Source organism: Acrocarpospora pleiomorpha, from assembly GCF_009687885.1.
Classification (GTDB): domain Bacteria; phylum Actinomycetota; class Actinomycetes; order Streptosporangiales; family Streptosporangiaceae; genus Acrocarpospora; species Acrocarpospora pleiomorpha.
Genome location: NZ_BLAF01000067.1, coordinates 1 through 16,332 on the forward strand (window position 1 = coordinate 1; position 16,332 = coordinate 16,332).

Below are 16,332 nucleotides of genomic sequence, written 5' to 3' on the forward strand. Positions count from 1 at the left end.
CGGGTGGGCAGGGCGGACACGTAGGCCGACGTAAGACCGTGCCAGAGACCACCGCGCCCGCGATGGCCGCTGACCAGCGGCTAACGAGAGGCCCGCTATCACGGTCGGCCGGAGTGTCCGCCCTGCCCACCCGCTACGGACCCCAGCCCTCCAAAGGTACGGCGAGAACCTCATCGCCCACCCGGCTACACACCAGCCCTCCAAAACGGCACGGCGAAAACCTCACCCGGCTACAGACCAGGTCCCCCACAAAGCAGTCCGCCGCGTGACCAAGGGCACACGCGGCGGACAGGAATATCTGGTGGTCAGGTGTTGAAGACGTGGTCGACCACAGCCGCGGCGGATTTGCCGGAGTCGTGGGGGGCATACGTGCGGGCGAAGGCCGCGTACCGGTCCGCGAGGCGGAGGGAGACCGTGTCGATGGTGCGGAGGACCTCGACCACCTCGGCGGAGCTGGCCAGGCGAGGGCCGGGGCGGTTGGCTTCCAGGTCCAGGTAGAGGCCGCGGGTGGAGCGGTACTTGTCCAGGTCGGGGGTGAACAGAACGACCGGACGGCCGGTGGCGACGAAGTCGAACAGGGCCGAGGAGTAGTCGGTGACCAGCACATCCGCGATGGCCATCAAGTCCGCCATATCCGGATAAGTCGTGACGTCGATGGCGAAGCCGTCATGCGAGTGCACGTGCGGAAACGCCTGCATCAGATGACCCCGGACCAGCACCACATGATCGTCACCCAGCGCCCGCTTGGCATCGGCAAGATCCAGCTTGACCGCCGCGTTCCTGCGGTCGTAGTCCCGGAACGTCGGCGCGTACAGCACGACGCGCTTCCCCTCCGGAATGCCGATGCGCTGCCTGATCTCGGCGGCGGTGTCGCCGACGTTGAACAGGCTGTCGTTGCGCGGATAGCCGGACTCGAGGATCTCGCCCTCGTAGCCGAAAGCCTTGCGCAGGATCGAGGACGCCCACGGCGATTGCGAGAGCAGCACATCCCAGCCGCGGACCTCGGCCGCCTGGCGGTGCCAGACCGGCGGGCGCGGCTCGCGGCGCATGTGGGCCAGGTCGCGGCCGACGTGCTTGACGGGGGTGCCGTGCCAGGTCTGCAGGCAGACCTGCTCCTCCCGGGTGCGGAACCAGGCGGGCAGGAACTGGTTGCCGACGATGTAGCGGGAGCGGGCCAGCGCCTCGTAGTGCTCGCCGCTGCCCTCGCGGACCACGGTCGGCTCGATGCCCTCGCCCAGGCCGAGCTCGCGCGAGCCCGGCGGGACGAAGGCGCCGTCCCGCACCACCCAGATGTGCTCGCTGTCGTCGCCGCGCCGCAGCCGCTCCTCGTAGATCGCCCGCGGGTTGTCGGAGTACGCCCGCCCGTCGAACGAGGAGTAGACGGTCGCCTCGCGGATCGGCTTGGCCCGGTGCGCGGGGTAGAGGTTGCGGCTGAGCGCCCAGAGCCCGGCCGCGCTGCGCTCGTCGCCGGGGCGCTCCTCGGCGGCGACCAGCACCGGCACGTCGAAGCGGGTGGCCACGAAGCGGTAGACGCGTCCGTCGATGGTGCGCGAGTCCTCGTCCAGCTCGGCCAGCGAGGCATGGTGCACCCGGACCGGGACCATGGACGGGCCGTACTTGCCGGGCGGGGCCACGGACAGGTTCCAGGTGCCCTCAGACAGCGGGGCAGAGCCCCCGAAGCGGGGCATCGCGCCGGGCGCGAGCCGTACCTCGAAGGAGGTGCCCGAGCGGGTCAGCGGGACCCGGAAGGTGAGGCCGCCGCGGTGGCGGAGCACCAGGTCGCGCGGGCCTTCCTCGGGGTCGGGGTAGTCGCCGGCGAGCACCAGCGCGCCGTCCTGCCAGCCCATCGTGGTGATGATCGGCTGGATCTTGTGGCCGGAGACGACCACCCGGTCCCGCCGGTCGCCCTGGACGGTGATCTCGCGGTCGCCGACCAGCAGCCGGGTCTCCGGCGTGCCCTCCAGCATGACCGAGGCGGCCGGGTCGCCCTTCGGCTCCACCCACAGGCGGCGCGCGTCGGCGGTCAGCAGCGTCTGCACGGCCAGCGACAGCGAGAAGCGGCTGCCGCCCTCGACGGGGGTGAAGTCGGCGGCCATCCGGTGGCCGCCCACCCTGGCCTTGCCCTTGTTGACCGGACGGCCCGGCAGGAAGCCGGTCAGCTCGATGGTGTCGCCCTCCAGCGCGACGCCGGTGAGCTCGGCCCTGGTCGGATGGAGCACGACCTGCAGCGCCTTGTCGGAGGTCCAGACCGGGCGGACCCACCAGCGCTCGCGGACCTTGAGCCCGGCGGGGCGCTCGGTCCTGCCGATGGCCGGGCCGCGCAGCACGCCGGTGGAGCGGGCGGCGCGGCTCCAGATCACGATCTCGGCCCGCCACGTGGTGGTGTCGCGGACGGTGTGGCGGCGGCGCAGCACCCGCTTGCCGCCGCGGACCACCGCGCGCAGCGCGGCCCGCCAGCGCAGCGCGAACGGGTTCAGCTCGGCGGTGAAGCCGGCCCAGTCGTAGTTGCAGCCGGGCTCGCGCGCCGCGTGGGTGGCCTCGGGGCGGAACGTGCGCTTGGTCTTGAGGGTCACCGACGGCAGCCAGCGCGGCCCGCGCAGCACCACGGTGGCCCGGTTGAACCGGCCGCTGCGGACCGACAGACCGGCCAGGTAGGCGTGGCCGCTGATCTGGAGGCGCTTGCCGTTCCAGGTGATGTCGTCGATCTGGGTGACCGGCACCATGTCGGCGGAGCGCAGGCGCAGCAGTTCGCGGTCCACCTCGACCGGCAGGTCGGCATACCACCGCAGCCCGTGGCGGACCCGCCGGGACGGCTCGGCCCCCGCGGCGGCCAGCTTGGCCAGCGCGTCACTCTCGGCCAGCTCGGCCGGGTCGACGGTTTCGATCAAGTGGTACGCCACCCGGCGACCGACCGGAAGGGCCTTCTTGACCTTGGGGTCTACGCTCTCCAGGTAGGGGCGGAGGACCGCGATCGCTTGAGCTCGGCGGGCCGCTCCCCGCTTGGCCGCGGCGTCCAGCCGCAAGCCCAGGGGTCCGGCCAGGACCTCGCCGTCCAGAGTCCGGCGCGCGGCCTTGTCAAGGCCTTCCGCGCGGACGAGCTGGACCAGAGCGTCGATGGTCTCGCCCCGGTCATAGAGCTCCTGGACAGCCCGCAGTCGTTCAGCGGCGACATCGCCCTGGCGTGCGGGTGTCATAAGGGGGCACCACCCTTCAGATGACCGGGTTTCTGGAAATAGTAATGCCGGTCACAGAGGAGTTCCGTCCCATCGTGCGGTACGCATCTGGGCCCGGGCCCCTTTAACCGGTGTTCCTTCCTCACGCCACCTGCGCAGACACTCGGTTTCGTGCCCAGGCGGCGGAGTTCCATCTGTTCGGATGACGCGCCACCACGGAACACCGCCACCCCAGACCGACAGAACGCGGCCGACCTGCCGCGGCCCACCCTCACCGAGGAACTCGGCCACGTCGCCGTAGGACATGACCCGGCCCGGCGGGATGCGCTCGACCAGGTCGAGCACCCGCTCCGCATACGGGGTCAGGTCCGACGTCATTCGCTCCAGCTGCTCGGCCCGGCCGCCAGGAGTTCCTCCAGCTTGCCGAACTCGAGCACCGAGGCACTGCCGGTCTGTTCCAGGATGCCATCTCTGATCGAGTAGATTTCGCCATCTTCCCCGGTCAGACGGCCGCCGACCAGCTCCGACAGGACGGCCAGCTGGGCCAGCTGCCAGTCCGACGCGGGCTCGCCGACCAGGCGGCAGGCGGAAGTGGACCAGGTGGCGATGGTGTGTGTCGCGTCGCCGAAGCGCACGACCACCTCGCCGGCCTCCCGCAACCCGCGCAGGTCGAACCCGGCCTCGGCCGCCTCAGGCGACGTCTCGGCCGACAGCGATCTCGCGAGTTCGGTGTAGCCGAGCGGTATCTCCCGCTCCACGCGCAACTCGTAACCCATGACGCGCGACCTTAGCGAAACTTTGCCCCGCCCTGTGACCAGATGGCCTAACTTGCGACAGCCCGCAGCCTAAAAGCACTCGAATCGCCACCGTTATGTGATCAGCTGCCACGGCGCGCCAGCAGTATTACCGAGACGCCGAAAGCGCCCAGGCCCAGCATCACTCCGATGCCGTACACCCAGAGCCTAACGGGATCCGGGCCCGGGCGCGTGGGTCCTTCGGAGAGTGGGCCGCCGCCGAAGTGGAGCTCGCCGGAGATCTCCAGGGCGCGGCGGTAGCCGGCCAGCTCACCGGCCCGGGCCAGGGCGGTCTCGGCGTTCACCACCCCGAAGCCGATCTTGTCGTCGTAGCCGTCCGGGGGGCGCGTGCGGGTGGCCGAGGTGAGGGCGCGGCTGACCAGGTCAGGGGGGAGGTCGGGGTATTTGGCCTTGATCAGGGCGACCACGCCGGCCACCAGGGCGCTGGCCGATCCGGTGCCGGTCAGCTTGGCGCCCCCGGCCACCGGGATCTCCACGCCGGGCGCCCCGACCAGGACGGAGAGGTTGTCGCTGCTGAACGGCGCGCCGACGTTCTTGTCGTCCACCGCGGCCACGCCGATCACGCCGGGGTATCCGGCCGGGAACTGCCAGTAGGAGGAGCTCATCTCGCGCGCGTACGGCGACTGCCCGTAGTCCCCCACGCCGGAGACGACCGAAACCCCCCGGGACAGCGCGTACGACACCGCGTCGCGGTCGATCCTGGCCACGCCGAACATGCCGACCGGCACCAGGATCACCTGCGCGCCGTGGTTGGCCGCGTAGCGGATGCCGCGGGCGATCGGGCTGTCGACCATGCCGCCGTTGCCGGCCTGAGGGTCGATGAGCTCGTCGTCCAGCGGCGGCGCGAACACGGGAACCGACAGGATGCGGGCTTCCGGAGCCACCCCGAGCACGCCGCCACCAGCACCGTCCCCGGCGATCAGGGTGGCCAGCGCGGTGCCGTACGGCCCGGAGCGGTTGTCAGGACCGGAGTAGTACGTGCCCGTCATATCCGGCGCCTGCACCACCCGCCCGCGAAGTCCCGGCGCGTCCGCGTCGACCCTCTGGTGCAGCACGGCCACCGTGACGCTGGACCCCTTGGTCTGCTTCCAGGCCGCCTCGACGTTCAACCGGTCCAACGGAGTCGGCGCGGGCGCGGCCACCAGGGCCAGGACGGTGGCCGCCACCGAGGCGGCGGCTCTCAGCACACGTTCCCCTGGGTGCAGCGCGGCACGTCGGGTTCCTCGCCCAGGGAACGCGCCACCCGGCCGCCGATGGCCTGCGCGGCGGGCCACATCTCGCTGTTCAAGGCCTCCTCCGGCGGGATCGCGTCGCGGGTCCTGCCGTCGGTATACCCCGTGGTGACGAAGACAATGTAGGGACCGACGCCGACCCAGGCGGAGCGCTGCCGCTGCGCGGCGCCGAACAGGTCGGTGATCGTGCCGGGGAAGGCCACCGGGCGCACCCCGACCCGGTCGTCCACCGGGAGCTTGGCGGCGGCGCTGATCCGGGCGTCCTCGTCCTTGAGCACGGCCACGCCGATCGTGATCGCGAACGTGGCCGACTGGTCCACGTAGGTGGAACGAAGCAGGACCCGGCAGCCGCTCTCGTTGAGCACCGAGGCGACCGGCGCGTCCACCCCCGCCCAGCACGGGATCTCCGGCGCGACGCCGATCCGGCGGGCGAACTGCTGGGTGCGGGCCAGGCCCATGTATTCGAGCTCCTCCGGGAAGACCACGGTGGCGGGCCAGTCGTACCAGCGGCGGGCGACGTCCTGTTTCACGTATTCCGCGCGCTCCGCGCCGGTGAGCGGGCGGGACCTGGTCTCCTGGAGCAGGGCGGCGGTGCCGAGCAGCACGACGATGGCCGCGGCCCCGAGCACCGCGGCCATGATGGCCAGGAAGATGGAGCGCAGGCGCACGCCGCGCGCTAACTCAGCCCGCTCCCTGGCGGCCTGCGCGGCGGCGGCACGTCCCCGCGAGGCAGGCCACGGGCGCACCCGGGTACGGCCGGTCCGTGGCTGCTGTGGCGACATACTCTGATGTTACGTCGAAGCGTCCGTATGCCAACGATTCGGTAGAGGTATCTCAGCGGGTGGCATACGTTTCACGCCTGACGGCGACCACACCGGCGTTGCGCCTGGCCCTTCTGACCAGGAAGACCACCACCATCAGGCCGCCCGCCGCGCCGAGCAGCCCGGCCAGGCCGACCCCGGCGAAGACGGTGATGGCCTGCTGGTTGCGGTTGACGATCACGACCGGGCCCGGCGCGGCGGTGGCGATCGGGCGGTCCGGGTGCTGCACGCCGGGTCCTGAGGCGGTGACCCGGTGCTTGGACAGCACGGCGGCCATCTTGAGCGCGCGGGTGGCGTTGACGACGCCGAAGCCGGTGCCGGTGTTGTAGCGGGCGCCGCGCGGGGCCACGGCGGAGGAGGCGAGCGCCTGCGCCACCAACGCGGGCGACATTTTCGGATATTTCGCCTTAATAAGGGCGGCGACGCCGGAGACGAGGGCGGTCGCCTGGGAGGTGCCCCGGCCCACCCAGTATTCGTTGTCGGGTCCCGCGCCCAGGATGTCCACGCCGGGCGCCGACAGCATGACCGAGGAGTTGCGGTTGGAGAAGGAGGCCCGGGTCATCGTGCTGGTCACTGCGGCCACCGAGATCACGCCCGGGATCGAGGCCGGGTAGGAGTAGGGCGCCGTCCTGCGTCCCGCGCCGTCGTTGCCCGCCGCCGCGACCAGCACCACGCCCTTGGAGATCGCGTAGCGGATGGCGGCGCGCTCGGCCTCGGTGGCCAGGTCCTTGGAGATGGACAGGTTGATCACGTGCGCGCCGCTGTCCACCGCGTGCCTGATGCCCTTGGCGACCACGCCCTCGTAGCGGGCCTCGGCGTTGAACGTGCGGAACCCCGGCTCCTCGTCCTCCAGGATCACCCGCACCGACAGCACCCGCGCCTCGGGCGCGACGCCGATCACGCCGTCGCCGCGTCCTGGACCGTGCCCGTGACCGGCGATCAGGGAGGCCATGTACGTCCCGTGCAACCGCACCGGCGGGGCGCCGCCCGGGTTCGCGCCCTCGGTGAAATCCCTTCCGATCCGTACGGACCCGACCAGGTCCCGGTGGTTCGGATCCACCCCCGAGTCGAGCACGGCGACCAGCACGCCCCGCCCCTTGGTGACCTGCCAGGCCTGCGCGAGCCCCAGCGTCCGCAGCACGGCGGCCTGGCTGCCGCGCACGTCGTCGGCAGCGGCGGGACCGCCCAGGAAGCACGGCAGTAGGAGTAAGGCCACCAGGGCCCCGCGCAGCGGTCTCAGCACTGGAACTCCTTCGCCGCACAGTTGGGCAGCACGGGGTTGAGCAGTTCCTTGGCGATCCGGTCGGCCAGGTCGCCGGTGAAGGTGAACATGGTGGGCCGCTGCCGCCCGAGCGCGCGGGCCGGTCGCCCATCCGTCTGGCCCGCGGTCGTCATGACCAGGTACGGCCCCGCTCGCCGTACCGTGGCGACCTGGCGGCCCGCGGCGGTGAAGCGGTCGGCCACAGTGCGCGGGAAGGAGAGCGCCCGCAGGCCGGGCGCGGGTTTGCCGCCCTGCGGCAGGGCCGCGGCGGCGCTGTCGGCCGCGCCGGCGTCGGGGAAGGCGGCGACGCCGACGGTGACCACGATGCCCTGCAGCGCGTCCAGGTAGGTGGCACGCAGCACGCCCTGGCAGCGGGCGGCCTTCATGGTCTCGCGGAGGGCGGCGTCCACGGCGGCCACGCAGTCGGTCCTGGCCGAGATGCCGACCCTGCGGGCCCGCTCCGCGCCGCCCTGCTCGCCGGTGTAGGCGACGGTGGCGGGGAAGATCCGCCCGGCCGGCCAGACCCGCCAGCGGCGGGCGATCTCGGTCGCCGCCGCCTGGCGGAGTTCCTGCTGGCTGGGCTGCCTGGTCAGCTCAGCCAGCGCGGCGCTGGCCCCGACCCCGGCGACGATCGCGCAGCTCACGGTGAGAGCGGACGCCACCAGCATCGTCGGCCAACTGCGTCTCTCCCTCACGGCCCCGACCTTAACCCCCAGTAGGGACTGCCATCCCCACAAACGGGCTTAATCAGTAAGCGGGCAGCGAGGGGTCGACGGTCTTGACCCAGCTGAGCACGCCGCCGCCGACGTGCACGGCGTCGGCGAATCCGGCGCTCTTCAGCACCGCGAGCACCTCGGCCGAGCGGGCGCCCGACTTGCAGTGCAGCACGATGCGCTTGTTCTGCGGCAGGTCCGCCAGCGCGGCCCCGCTGAGGAACTCGCCCTTGGGGATGAGCACCGAGCCGGGGATGCGCACGATCTCGAACTCGTTCTGCTCGCGGACGTCGATCAGGTAGATGTTCTCGCCCTGGTCCTGCATCTGCTTGAGCTCGGCGGCGGTGATGGTGGCGCCCTGCGCGGCCTGCGCGGCCTCATCCGAGATGGTGCCGCAGAACGCCTCGTAGTCCTCCAGCAGCTGGGTGACCGTGGGGTTCTTGCCGCACAGCACGCACTCGGGGTCCTTGCGGACCCGGACGTCGCGATACTTCATCTCCAGCGCATCGTAGATCATCAGACGCCCGACCAGCGGGTCGCCGACGCCGGTGAGGACCTTGATGGCCTCGTTGACCTGGATCGAGCCGATCGACGCGCAGAGCACGCCGAGCACGCCGCCCTCGGCGCAGGAGGGGACCATGCCGGGGGGCGGGGGCTCCGGGTAGAGGCACCGGTAGCAGGGGCCGTGCTCGGCCCAGAAGACGCTGGCCTGACCGTCGAAGCGGTAGATGGACCCCCACACATACGGCTTGCCGAGCAGCACGGCCGCGTCGTTGACCATGTAGCGGGTGGCGAAGTTGTCGGTGCCGTCCACGATCAGGTCGTAGCCGGCGAAGATGTCCATGACGTTGTCGTTGGTCAGCGCGACGTTGTGGATGACCACGTTGACCAGCGGGTTGATCTCGCGGACCGAGGCGGCGGCGGATTCGGCCTTCAGCCGGCCCACGTCGGACTGGCCGTGGATGATCTGCCGCTGCAGGTTGGACTCGTCCACGATGTCGAAGTCGACGATGCCGAGCGTGCCCACCCCGGCCGCGGCCAGGTACATGAGCGCCGGGGATCCCAGCCCACCCGCGCCGACACAGAGGACCTTGGCGTTCTTCAGCCGCTTCTGCCCGGCCATCCCGATGTCGGGGATGATCAGGTGGCGCGAGTAACGACGCACCTCGTCGACGGTGAGCTCGGCAGCCGGCTCGACCAGCGGTGGCAACGACACAGTTCTCTCCCATTTCAGGGCACTTTGGGTACGGCTCACGCGGACTCACATGCCCACGTGTCACATCTCAACCTAGCTCGGGTATCCCCGCATTCCCCAATTAGGCAACCGCTTACCGCACAGCCGCACGGCTCTCCGCGATCAGGCGCCTGGCCTCCCTGGCGACGACCTCGGGGAACTCCATCTGGGCCACGTGGCCGGCCTTGGGCAAGGTGACGATCCGCACGTTCGGGAAGGTGCGCCCGGCCCGCATCGCCATCCGCGCGTCCACCAGGCGATCCCGGCCGCCGTGTACTACCAAGGTCGGCACGGCGATCTTGGCGGCCTCCCGCCAGAGGTCGTTCTTGAAGTACTCCCGGACGATCCCGCGCGCCGAGGAGATCAGGGCCCCCGCCGCGTACGGCAGGCCGTCCCGGCGGCGCAGCTCCTCGACCGCCTCGCGGAGCCGTACCGGATGGACCCGGGCCAGGTCGGCGTAACACATCTCCAGGGTCGCCTGGATCCGGCGCTCTGCGGGCACGGCGGTGAGCCGCTTGACCGCCCATTCGGCCAGCACCGGGGTGACGGACATGGCCACCCGGGCCGGACCGACCCGGGGCAGCAGGTCCGGCAGAGCCGGGGAGACCAGGGTGAGGGAGCGCACCAGGTCCGGCCGGGCGGCGGCCAGCCGGACCGAGACCGCGCCGCCGAGGGAGTTGCCGAACAGGTGCACCGGCGCGCCGAGATGCTCGATCAGGCGGACGACGGCGCGGGCGTGGGCGTCGATGGAGTAGTCGCCGTCGGCGGGGGCGGGCGAGTAGCCGGCGCCCGGGAGATCGACCGCGTGCCCCGCCACGTCCGCGGCGAGCAGCGCCATCAGATCGGTCCAGTTGGTGGCGGAGCCGGCCAAGCCGTGGACGTAGACCGCCCGCTCGGCCGGGCCAGGGGGCCCGGTCCGGACATTCAGCTCAAGGTCGCCAAGGTCGATCAGCTCCGCCGCCCAGGCGGGGACAGGCTCCGGAAACCCCTGCTCCATCGCACATCCTCCTGCCGTTTACGCACTGTCTGTCCCAGCATATGCCACAACTACGCTAAGTGAGCGCAAAGGTGCCTATCTGCCCGTTTTGGCACGGAGAGTGAGGACATAACACGATTAGGCACCAGCCGAACACAAGGAGTAACGATGCGGTTCAACACGATCGCCGGGGCGCTGATCGCGGCCACCGTCGCCACCGGTGGGCTCGCCCTCGCGACGGCCGCCACCGCGGCACCAGCCCAAGCACACGCGGCCAGCTGGGATTCGGGGGACGGGGACTTCGAGGGGGGCCTCGGCAACGAGGGCTTCGGCCACAACCAAGGCTTCGGCCACGTCAACCACTTCAACAACTTCCGCCATCACAACTTTAACTTCGGGCACTTCCACCACCGGCACCACGCCCACGGGCACTTCCACCACCGGCACCACCACTTCGGCCACATCAGGCACTCCCACCACCATCACGGCCACCACCACCACGACTGCGGCGGACGCGGCGGCTGTGGTGGCGGCGGCTGGTGGTAACCCTAAGCGTTCAAACCAACACAAGGAGTAGCAAAATGCGTTACAAAAGAATCGCCAGCACCCTGATCGCCGCCGCTCTCAGCGGGGGTGGGCTCGCCCTGGCGACAGTCGCCACCGCGGCGCCCGCTCAGGCCCACGCGGCCAGCTTCGACGGGGGAGGCTTCGACGAGGTGGGTTTCGGCAACGAGGGCTTCGGCAACGAGGGCTTCGGGTTCGGCCACTTCAACAACTTCAACAACTTCAACAACAACTTCCACCACGGCTTCGGGCACCACCGCCACCACGGCTTCGGTCACTTCCACCACCGGCACCACCACTTCGGTCACGTCCGGCACCATCACCACCACCACGGCTGCCACCAGCACCGCGTCCACCGGAACTGGGGATGCAACCGCGGCTGTGGAGCCCGCTGGAGGGGCGGCTGCGGCCGCTGGTAACCGCCAGAAGACCTGCGAACAGGTGACCTGCCAAAGCACCTGACGTTGGAAAGCGTGCCGTGATGATCCTTCATCACGGCACGCTAGGCGTCAGGCGGACTTCTTGGCTCGGCGCTTGGGAGCCGCGGGCTTCTCCTCCGCGGGCTTGGCGGCCTTGGCGGCGGGCTTCTTGGCGGCCTCGCGCTCCTTCTTCGCCGCGTCCACGCTGGCCCGCAGCGCCGCCATCAGATCCACAGCCGGGCCCGCCTCGACCGGGGCCTCCGGGGCGACCACCTCGCGCCCGGCCACCTTGGCCTCGATGACCTCCTGCAGCGCCTCCCGGTAGGCGTCCTTGTATTCGGCCGGATCGAAGTCGGCGACCATCGTCTCGATCAGCGACTCGGCCATCTTGAGTTCCTGCGGGCGCACCTCGACGTCCTCCTCCAGGAAGGGGAAGTCGGCGACCCGGACCTCGTCCGGCCAGAGCATGGTCTCCAGCACGAAGATCCCGTCCCGGACCCGGAGCGTGGCCAGCGACTCCCGCTGCCGCAGCGCCACCTTGACGATCGCCACCTGGCCCGACCGCTCCAGCGCGTCCCGCAACAGCACGTACGGCTTGGCGCCCTGGGCGTCCGGCTCCAGATAGTAGGTCTTGGCGAAATAGATCGGGTCGATCTGCTCGGCCGGGGTGAACTGCAAGACGTCGATCCGGCGGGACGTGCTCAGCGGCAGCCCCGCGAAGTCGTCATCGGTGAGCACCACGATCTCGCCGGTGGCCAGCTCATACCCCTTGGCGATGTCGGCGTAGGGCACCTCCTCGCCGTCGGCCTGGCAGACCCGCTTGTACTTGATGCGGCCGCCGTCGGCGCGGTGCACCTGGTGGAAGGTCACGTCCTTCTGCTCGGTCGCCGAATAGAGCTTCACCGGGATCGTCACCAGACCAAAAGAGATGGCGCCCTTCCAGATGCTACGCATAGCCACATACTCGTCTCTTTGTTCGAATACCGCTATATCGGGATTCAAGGGACTTACCTATTGGGCAGATACCCAGTGTGGCAATGCCATATCCGGTCGAACCAATGCTCGCCGTCCCGGGGACCCTGCCGGCGGACGCGTCCCACTATGCCCTGGAGGTCAAGTGGGACGGCATCCGCGCGATCGTGTACATCGATCAAACGATCCGGGTCACCGGCCGTAAGGGCACCGACTTCACCTCCCGTTATCCCGAAATTTCGGCATTGCGGGTGCCGGGGCATGAGCTGATCCTGGACGGTGAGGTGGTCGCTCTGGACGCCGACGGGCGGCCCAGCTTCGAGCTGCTCCAGCGGCGCATGCACATCACCGATCCGGCCGCCCACGGGCTGCTGACCCTGGTGCCGGTCAGGTACATGCCGTTCGATCTGCTCTACCTGGACGGCGAGAACCTGATGCGGCTGCCGTACTCCGCCCGCCGGGAGTTACTGGAGGAGCTGCCGGGCCTCGATGTGCCCCCCACCTTCCCGTGCGATCCTGATGTGGTGGCGGCGACCCGGGCGCAGGGGCTTGAGGGCGTGGTGGCCAAGCGGCTGGACTCGCCGTACCGGCCTGGCCTGCGGACGCCGTGGTGGATCAAGGTGAAGAACCTGCGGGAGACCGAGGTGGTCGTCGGCGGCTGGCGGCCCGGCAAGGGCCGCCGCGAGGGCGGCGTCGGCTCACTCCTGCTCGGCATGTACGCCGGGCTGCCCGAAGGCGGCGCCGAGTTCGTCTTCGTCGGCCACGTGGGCACCGGCTTCAGCGACGCCGCGCTGGACGAGCTCTACCGCATGCTCCGGGCGCGGGAGGTGCCGCGCAGCCCGTACTCCCAGCCGCTGCCACGGGAGATCGCCAGGAACGCGCACTGGGTGCGCCCCGAGCTCGTCGGCGAAGTGACCTTCACCATGTGGACAGAGGAACGCCGCCTGCGCCACCCGGCCTGGCGCGGCCTGCGCCCCGACAAGATCCCCGCGGAGGTGCGGCTGTGAAGGTTCCGGTGGCCGTGGACGGCCGGCAGCTGGTGCTGACCAACCTGGACAAGGTGCTCTACCCGGAGGCCGGATTCACCAAGGCCGAGGTGATCGACTACTACTCGCGGATCGCGCCGGTGATGCTGCCGCACCTGCGCGGCCGCCCGCTCACGGTCAAGCGCTACCCGAACGGCGTGGGCGGCCAGTTCTTCTTCGAGAAGAACGCGCCCCGGCACACCCCGTCCTGGGTCCGCCGGGTCACCCTGCCCGTGCCCGGCAGCACGAAGGACCGGGAGAGCATCGATTTCGCGATCATCGACGACCTGCCCACCCTGGTCTACTACGCCAACCTGGCCGCGCTGGAGATCCACGTCCCGATGTGGCGGGTCTCCGCCGAGGGCACGGCGCTGCCGCCGGACATCCTCGTCTTCGACCTGGACCCGGGCCCCCCGGCCACGATCGTGGAGTGCTGCCGGGTAGCCGCGCTGCTGCGCGACGCGCTGGCCGCCGACGGCCACGACAGCCATCCCAAGACCAGCGGCAACAAGGGCATGCAACTACACGTGCCCTGGCCGGACGGCGAGCGCGGCACCACCGCGTACGCCAAGGAGCTGGCCCAGCGCCTGGACGCCGAGCACGCCCTGGTCACCAGCGTGATGACCAAACGGCTGCGGCCCGGCAAGGTGTTCATCGACTGGAGCCAGAACAATCCGGCCAAGACCACCGTGGCCGCCTACTCGCTGCGCGCCAACCCGCGTCCCACGGTCTCCACTCCGCTCTCCTGGGACGAGGTAGAGGAGTGTGAAAGCCCAGATCAGCTGGTGTTCACGGGGCCCGATGTGCTGGCGCGGGTCGCCGAAGTCGGCGACCTGTTCCCGTAGGGTGGAATCAAGGCAACCACCGCGGGAGGCACCGTGTCCGAGATGAACTCGCTGGACGCATCCGAGGCCGACCTGGCCGAGCAGAACCGCGCGCTGCGCCCGGAGGATGGCCCCTGGCCGTTGGAGATACCCCTCGAGGCGGACCCGGCGGACGCCGCGGAGCAGGGCCGCGAGGTCGGCCAGGACGACGAGGACGACTATCGCTGACCAGTTATCCGCTGACCGTAGTTACCCACGCGTAGGATGAGTCCCCGTGACCGCCAGGCGCGGGACCCGCAAGAACCCCTCAAGGAGACCGTCGTGACCGCTACCCCGGACGCCAAGCCCCGGGGCACCCGGCTGCCCCGGTTGGCCCGCCGCCGCCAGCTGCTCAGCGCGGCGCAGGAAGTGTTCGTGGAGAACGGCTACCACGCGGCCGCCATGGACGAGATCGCCGAGCGGGCCGGGGTCAGCAAGCCGGTCCTCTACCAGCACTTCCCGGGCAAGCTGGAGCTCTACCTGGCGCTCCTGGATCTGCATGTGGACGACATGGTGGGGCGCTGCAAGGAGGCGCTGGCCGCCACCACCGACAACAAGCAGCGAGTGCAGGCCGCCATCGGCGCCTTCTTCGACTTCATCTCCAGCCAGGGCGAGGCGTTCCGGCTGGTCTTCGAATCCGACCTGCGGAACGTGGCGCCGGTGCGGCAGCGCATGGAGCGCTCGCTGCGCGAGAGCGCCGACGCGATCGCCCAGGTCATCCAGGAGGACACCGGCTGCTCCAGCGACGAGGCCCACCTGCTCGGGGTCGGCCTGGTGGGCATGGCCGAGGTGAGCGCGCGCTACTGGCTGACCGCGCAGGGCTCGATTCCGAAGGAGGCCGCCACCCAGCTGATGGCACGGCTGGCCTGGCGGGGCATCAGCGGCTTTCCGCGGCACACGCCGGAAATGTCGTAAGACCGTTCGCTTGCCGCGATCAGCCGCCCGGATGGTGTCCCGACAGGCCACGATGGAAGTCTGTCGAAAGGAATCCCGATGGAAATCAAGATCGGCGTGCGATCGGTGCATCGCGAGATCGTGCTGGAGACCGACGAGTCGGTCGAGCAGATCGAGGAGGAACTCCGCAACGCGCTCGCCGCCGACCGCGGCGTCTTCTCCATCACCGACGTCAAGGGGAACCGCTACATCGTGCCCGTGGCGGCGCTGGGCTTCGTCGAGATCGGCGAGGGCGAGAATCGCTCGGTCGGTTTCGGCGGCACCCTGTAACCCTGTAGTAAGAGGTTCCCCCCGCTTTCCGGCGCGCCGGGAAGGTCCCGGCACGCCCGAAAGCGGGCTCAGTGTTCTCGCAGATCACACCCGGGTGGCCGGCGGCGGGGATGTGGGCGGTGTTCTCGCCGCTGCCCGATGGTCGGGCAGCCCGTGCTCCCCCTTCTCAGCACGGCGCGGGATACCCAGCGGTTCGGTCCACATCTGGTCAAGGAACTGCCGTAGCGGCGCGAGGCCCTCATGTCTCGCACGGTACAACCGTTTGGACCCTTCACGCTCCTCGAACGGCAGACGGGTTCCCATCGCCGGGCTCCCCGTCATGCTCCAGGAGTGAGGCCGATGGCGGCCATGCGCTTGCCGTGTTCCTCGGTGATCTGGGCGAACATCTTCCCGATTCCGGCCAGATCGACGCCCTCCGCGGGATCGGCGAGCAGCACCGCGAGTTCCGGCCGGGCCGCCGCCACCCGGTAGGCCTGGCTGAGCGCCTCGCCCACCAGCCGCCGCGCCCACAGCGCCAGCCGCCCGTTCAGCTTCGGATCCTCGGCCAGCGCCTGGCGGACCCGCTCGACGGCGAACTCCGAGCGGCCGTCGTCGGCCAGCGCCTGGTCGACCAGCTCCCGGGTGGAGGCGTCCACGTGCCTGGCCACCTCGCGGTAGAAGTCGCCGGCGATGCCCGTGCCCACGTAGGCCTTGACGAGGGCCTCGTACCAGTCGCTGGGGCGGGTCTGCGCGTGCCAGGCGTCCAGGGCCTCGGTGAAGGGGGCCATCGCCTGCTCGGGGTCGGCGCCGAGGGAGTCCAGGCGGTCCCGTACCAGCCGGAAGTGGCCGTACTCGGTCGCCGCCACGTCGCCGAGCGCGGCCCGGTCGGTCAGCGTCGGGGCCAGCAGCGAGGCGTCCTCGGCCATCCGCAGGAAAGCGGTGAGTTCGGCGTAGGCGAGCACGCCGAGCAGGTCGACGACGCCGGGCGGGGAATCTGTCATGGCAGCAGCGTAGGGGCACACTCTCCCCGGAAAACATGCGGAACACGCGGAAATCGGTTC

18 protein-coding genes are annotated in these 16,332 nt (G+C 70.4%); 7 read left to right on the plus strand and 11 right to left on the minus strand.

Annotation, left to right across the window (positions count from 1 at the left end; all coding sequences use genetic code 11):
• Positions 1-305 precede the first annotated feature (305 nt).
• From Aple_RS40945 to Aple_RS40985, 9 genes are all read right to left on the minus strand, one after another.
• On the minus strand, positions 306-3,194 hold the full coding sequence (locus Aple_RS40945; RefSeq protein WP_155350164.1) for a CDP-glycerol glycerophosphotransferase family protein: 2,889 nt from the start codon (positions 3,192-3,194) through the stop codon (positions 306-308).
• A gap of 51 nt (positions 3,195-3,245) precedes the next feature.
• Entirely contained in the window at positions 3,246-3,551 is a 306-nt protein-coding gene (locus Aple_RS40950) for an MGMT family protein (RefSeq protein ID WP_155350165.1), read from the minus strand.
• Entirely contained in the window at positions 3,548-3,949 is a 402-nt protein-coding gene (locus tag Aple_RS40955; RefSeq protein ID WP_155350166.1) for a hypothetical protein, read from the minus strand. Before Aple_RS40955 ends, Aple_RS40950 begins: the two co-directional genes overlap by 4 nt.
• 101 nt (positions 3,950-4,050) lie before the next feature.
• On the minus strand, positions 4,051-5,175 hold the full coding sequence (locus tag Aple_RS40960) for a S8 family serine peptidase (RefSeq protein WP_155350167.1): 1,125 nt from the start codon (positions 5,173-5,175) through the stop codon (positions 4,051-4,053).
• Positions 5,169-6,002 carry a hypothetical protein gene (locus Aple_RS40965; protein ID WP_155350168.1) on the minus strand — a complete coding sequence of 278 codons (834 nt, stop codon included), beginning with the start codon at positions 6,000-6,002 and terminating at the stop codon, positions 5,169-5,171. Before Aple_RS40965 ends, Aple_RS40960 begins: the two co-directional genes overlap by 7 nt.
• A 52-nt stretch (positions 6,003-6,054) precedes the next feature.
• Positions 6,055-7,284: a S8 family serine peptidase gene (locus tag Aple_RS40970; protein WP_155350169.1), complete on the minus strand. Its 1,230-nt coding sequence runs from the start codon at positions 7,282-7,284 to the stop codon at positions 6,055-6,057.
• Entirely contained in the window at positions 7,278-7,997 is a 720-nt protein-coding gene (locus Aple_RS40975; protein WP_246265103.1) for a hypothetical protein, read from the minus strand. The genes Aple_RS40970 and Aple_RS40975 overlap by 7 nt, the downstream gene beginning before the upstream one ends.
• A gap of 52 nt (positions 7,998-8,049) precedes the next feature.
• Entirely contained in the window at positions 8,050-9,231 is a 1,182-nt protein-coding gene (moeZ, locus tag Aple_RS40980; RefSeq protein ID WP_155350170.1) for an adenylyltransferase/sulfurtransferase MoeZ, read from the minus strand.
• A 112-nt stretch (positions 9,232-9,343) separates the two neighbouring features.
• Positions 9,344-10,246 carry an alpha/beta hydrolase gene (locus Aple_RS40985; protein WP_155350171.1) on the minus strand — a complete coding sequence of 301 codons (903 nt, stop codon included), beginning with the start codon at positions 10,244-10,246 and terminating at the stop codon, positions 9,344-9,346.
• A gap of 147 nt (positions 10,247-10,393) precedes the next feature.
• On the opposite strand from Aple_RS40985, the gene Aple_RS52480 reads away from it, so the two are divergent.
• Together Aple_RS52480 and Aple_RS40995 are read left to right on the plus strand one after the other, a co-directional pair.
• Entirely contained in the window at positions 10,394-10,771 is a 378-nt protein-coding gene (locus Aple_RS52480) for a hypothetical protein (protein ID WP_170321920.1), read from the plus strand.
• A 35-nt stretch (positions 10,772-10,806) separates the two neighbouring features.
• Positions 10,807-11,208 carry a hypothetical protein gene (locus Aple_RS40995; protein WP_174889943.1) on the plus strand — a complete coding sequence of 134 codons (402 nt, stop codon included), beginning with the start codon at positions 10,807-10,809 and terminating at the stop codon, positions 11,206-11,208.
• 90 nt (positions 11,209-11,298) lie between these two features.
• Here Aple_RS40995 and ku read toward each other — a convergent pair whose 3' ends face one another.
• Complete coding sequence (ku, locus tag Aple_RS41000; RefSeq protein WP_155350172.1) at positions 11,299-12,162, minus strand: non-homologous end joining protein Ku; 864 nt, start codon at positions 12,160-12,162, stop codon at positions 11,299-11,301.
• Between the two features lie 104 nt (positions 12,163-12,266).
• Between ku and ligD (Aple_RS41005) the strand changes: the two genes are divergently transcribed.
• From ligD (Aple_RS41005) to Aple_RS41020, 5 genes are all read left to right on the plus strand, one after another.
• Positions 12,267-13,187, plus strand: a complete 921-nt coding sequence (ligD, locus tag Aple_RS41005) for a non-homologous end-joining DNA ligase (protein WP_155350173.1) — start codon at positions 12,267-12,269, stop codon at positions 13,185-13,187.
• A complete protein-coding gene (ligD, locus tag Aple_RS41010; protein ID WP_246265104.1) occupies positions 13,184-14,050 on the plus strand; it encodes a non-homologous end-joining DNA ligase in 867 nt (288 codons plus the stop codon). Before ligD (Aple_RS41005) ends, ligD (Aple_RS41010) begins: the two co-directional genes overlap by 4 nt.
• A 33-nt stretch (positions 14,051-14,083) precedes the next feature.
• Positions 14,084-14,257, plus strand: a complete 174-nt coding sequence (locus Aple_RS52485; protein WP_170321921.1) for a hypothetical protein — start codon at positions 14,084-14,086, stop codon at positions 14,255-14,257.
• Positions 14,258-14,350: 93 nt separating this feature from the next.
• Positions 14,351-14,983: a TetR/AcrR family transcriptional regulator gene (locus Aple_RS41015; protein ID WP_155350174.1), complete on the plus strand. Its 633-nt coding sequence runs from the start codon at positions 14,351-14,353 to the stop codon at positions 14,981-14,983.
• Positions 14,984-15,061: 78 nt separating this feature from the next.
• Positions 15,062-15,292 (plus strand): DUF3107 domain-containing protein, encoded by a 231-nt coding sequence (locus Aple_RS41020; protein ID WP_155350175.1) that lies wholly within the window; start codon positions 15,062-15,064, stop codon positions 15,290-15,292.
• 317 nt (positions 15,293-15,609) lie between these two features.
• Here the strand turns inward: Aple_RS41020 and Aple_RS41025 are convergent, their stop codons facing one another.
• Entirely contained in the window at positions 15,610-16,272 is a 663-nt protein-coding gene (locus Aple_RS41025; RefSeq protein ID WP_155350176.1) for a ferritin-like fold-containing protein, read from the minus strand.
• Positions 16,273-16,332: the final 60 nt, after the last annotated feature.

Excerpts from the sequence above, each read along its gene's own strand:
- Aple_RS52480 (WP_170321920.1), top strand. The coding sequence starts at position 10,394 with ATGCGGTTCAACACGATCGCCGGGGCGCTGATCGCGGCCACCGTCGCC.
- Aple_RS40945 (WP_155350164.1), bottom strand. The coding sequence starts at position 3,194 with ATGACACCCGCACGCCAGGGCGATGTCGCCGCTGAACGACTGCGGGCT.
- ligD (WP_155350173.1), top strand. The coding sequence starts at position 12,267 with ATGCTCGCCGTCCCGGGGACCCTGCCGGCGGACGCGTCCCACTATGCC.
- Aple_RS41020 (WP_155350175.1), top strand. The coding sequence starts at position 15,062 with ATGGAAATCAAGATCGGCGTGCGATCGGTGCATCGCGAGATCGTGCTG.
- Aple_RS40985 (WP_155350171.1), bottom strand. The coding sequence starts at position 10,246 with ATGGAGCAGGGGTTTCCGGAGCCTGTCCCCGCCTGGGCGGCGGAGCTG.
- Aple_RS41025 (WP_155350176.1), bottom strand. The coding sequence starts at position 16,272 with ATGACAGATTCCCCGCCCGGCGTCGTCGACCTGCTCGGCGTGCTCGCC.
- Aple_RS40955 (WP_155350166.1), bottom strand. The coding sequence starts at position 3,949 with ATGGGTTACGAGTTGCGCGTGGAGCGGGAGATACCGCTCGGCTACACC.
- Aple_RS40965 (WP_155350168.1), bottom strand. The coding sequence starts at position 6,002 with ATGTCGCCACAGCAGCCACGGACCGGCCGTACCCGGGTGCGCCCGTGG.
- Aple_RS40995 (WP_174889943.1), top strand. The coding sequence starts at position 10,807 with ATGCGTTACAAAAGAATCGCCAGCACCCTGATCGCCGCCGCTCTCAGC.
- ku (WP_155350172.1), bottom strand. The coding sequence starts at position 12,162 with ATGCGTAGCATCTGGAAGGGCGCCATCTCTTTTGGTCTGGTGACGATC.
- Aple_RS40950 (WP_155350165.1), bottom strand. The coding sequence starts at position 3,551 with ATGACGTCGGACCTGACCCCGTATGCGGAGCGGGTGCTCGACCTGGTC.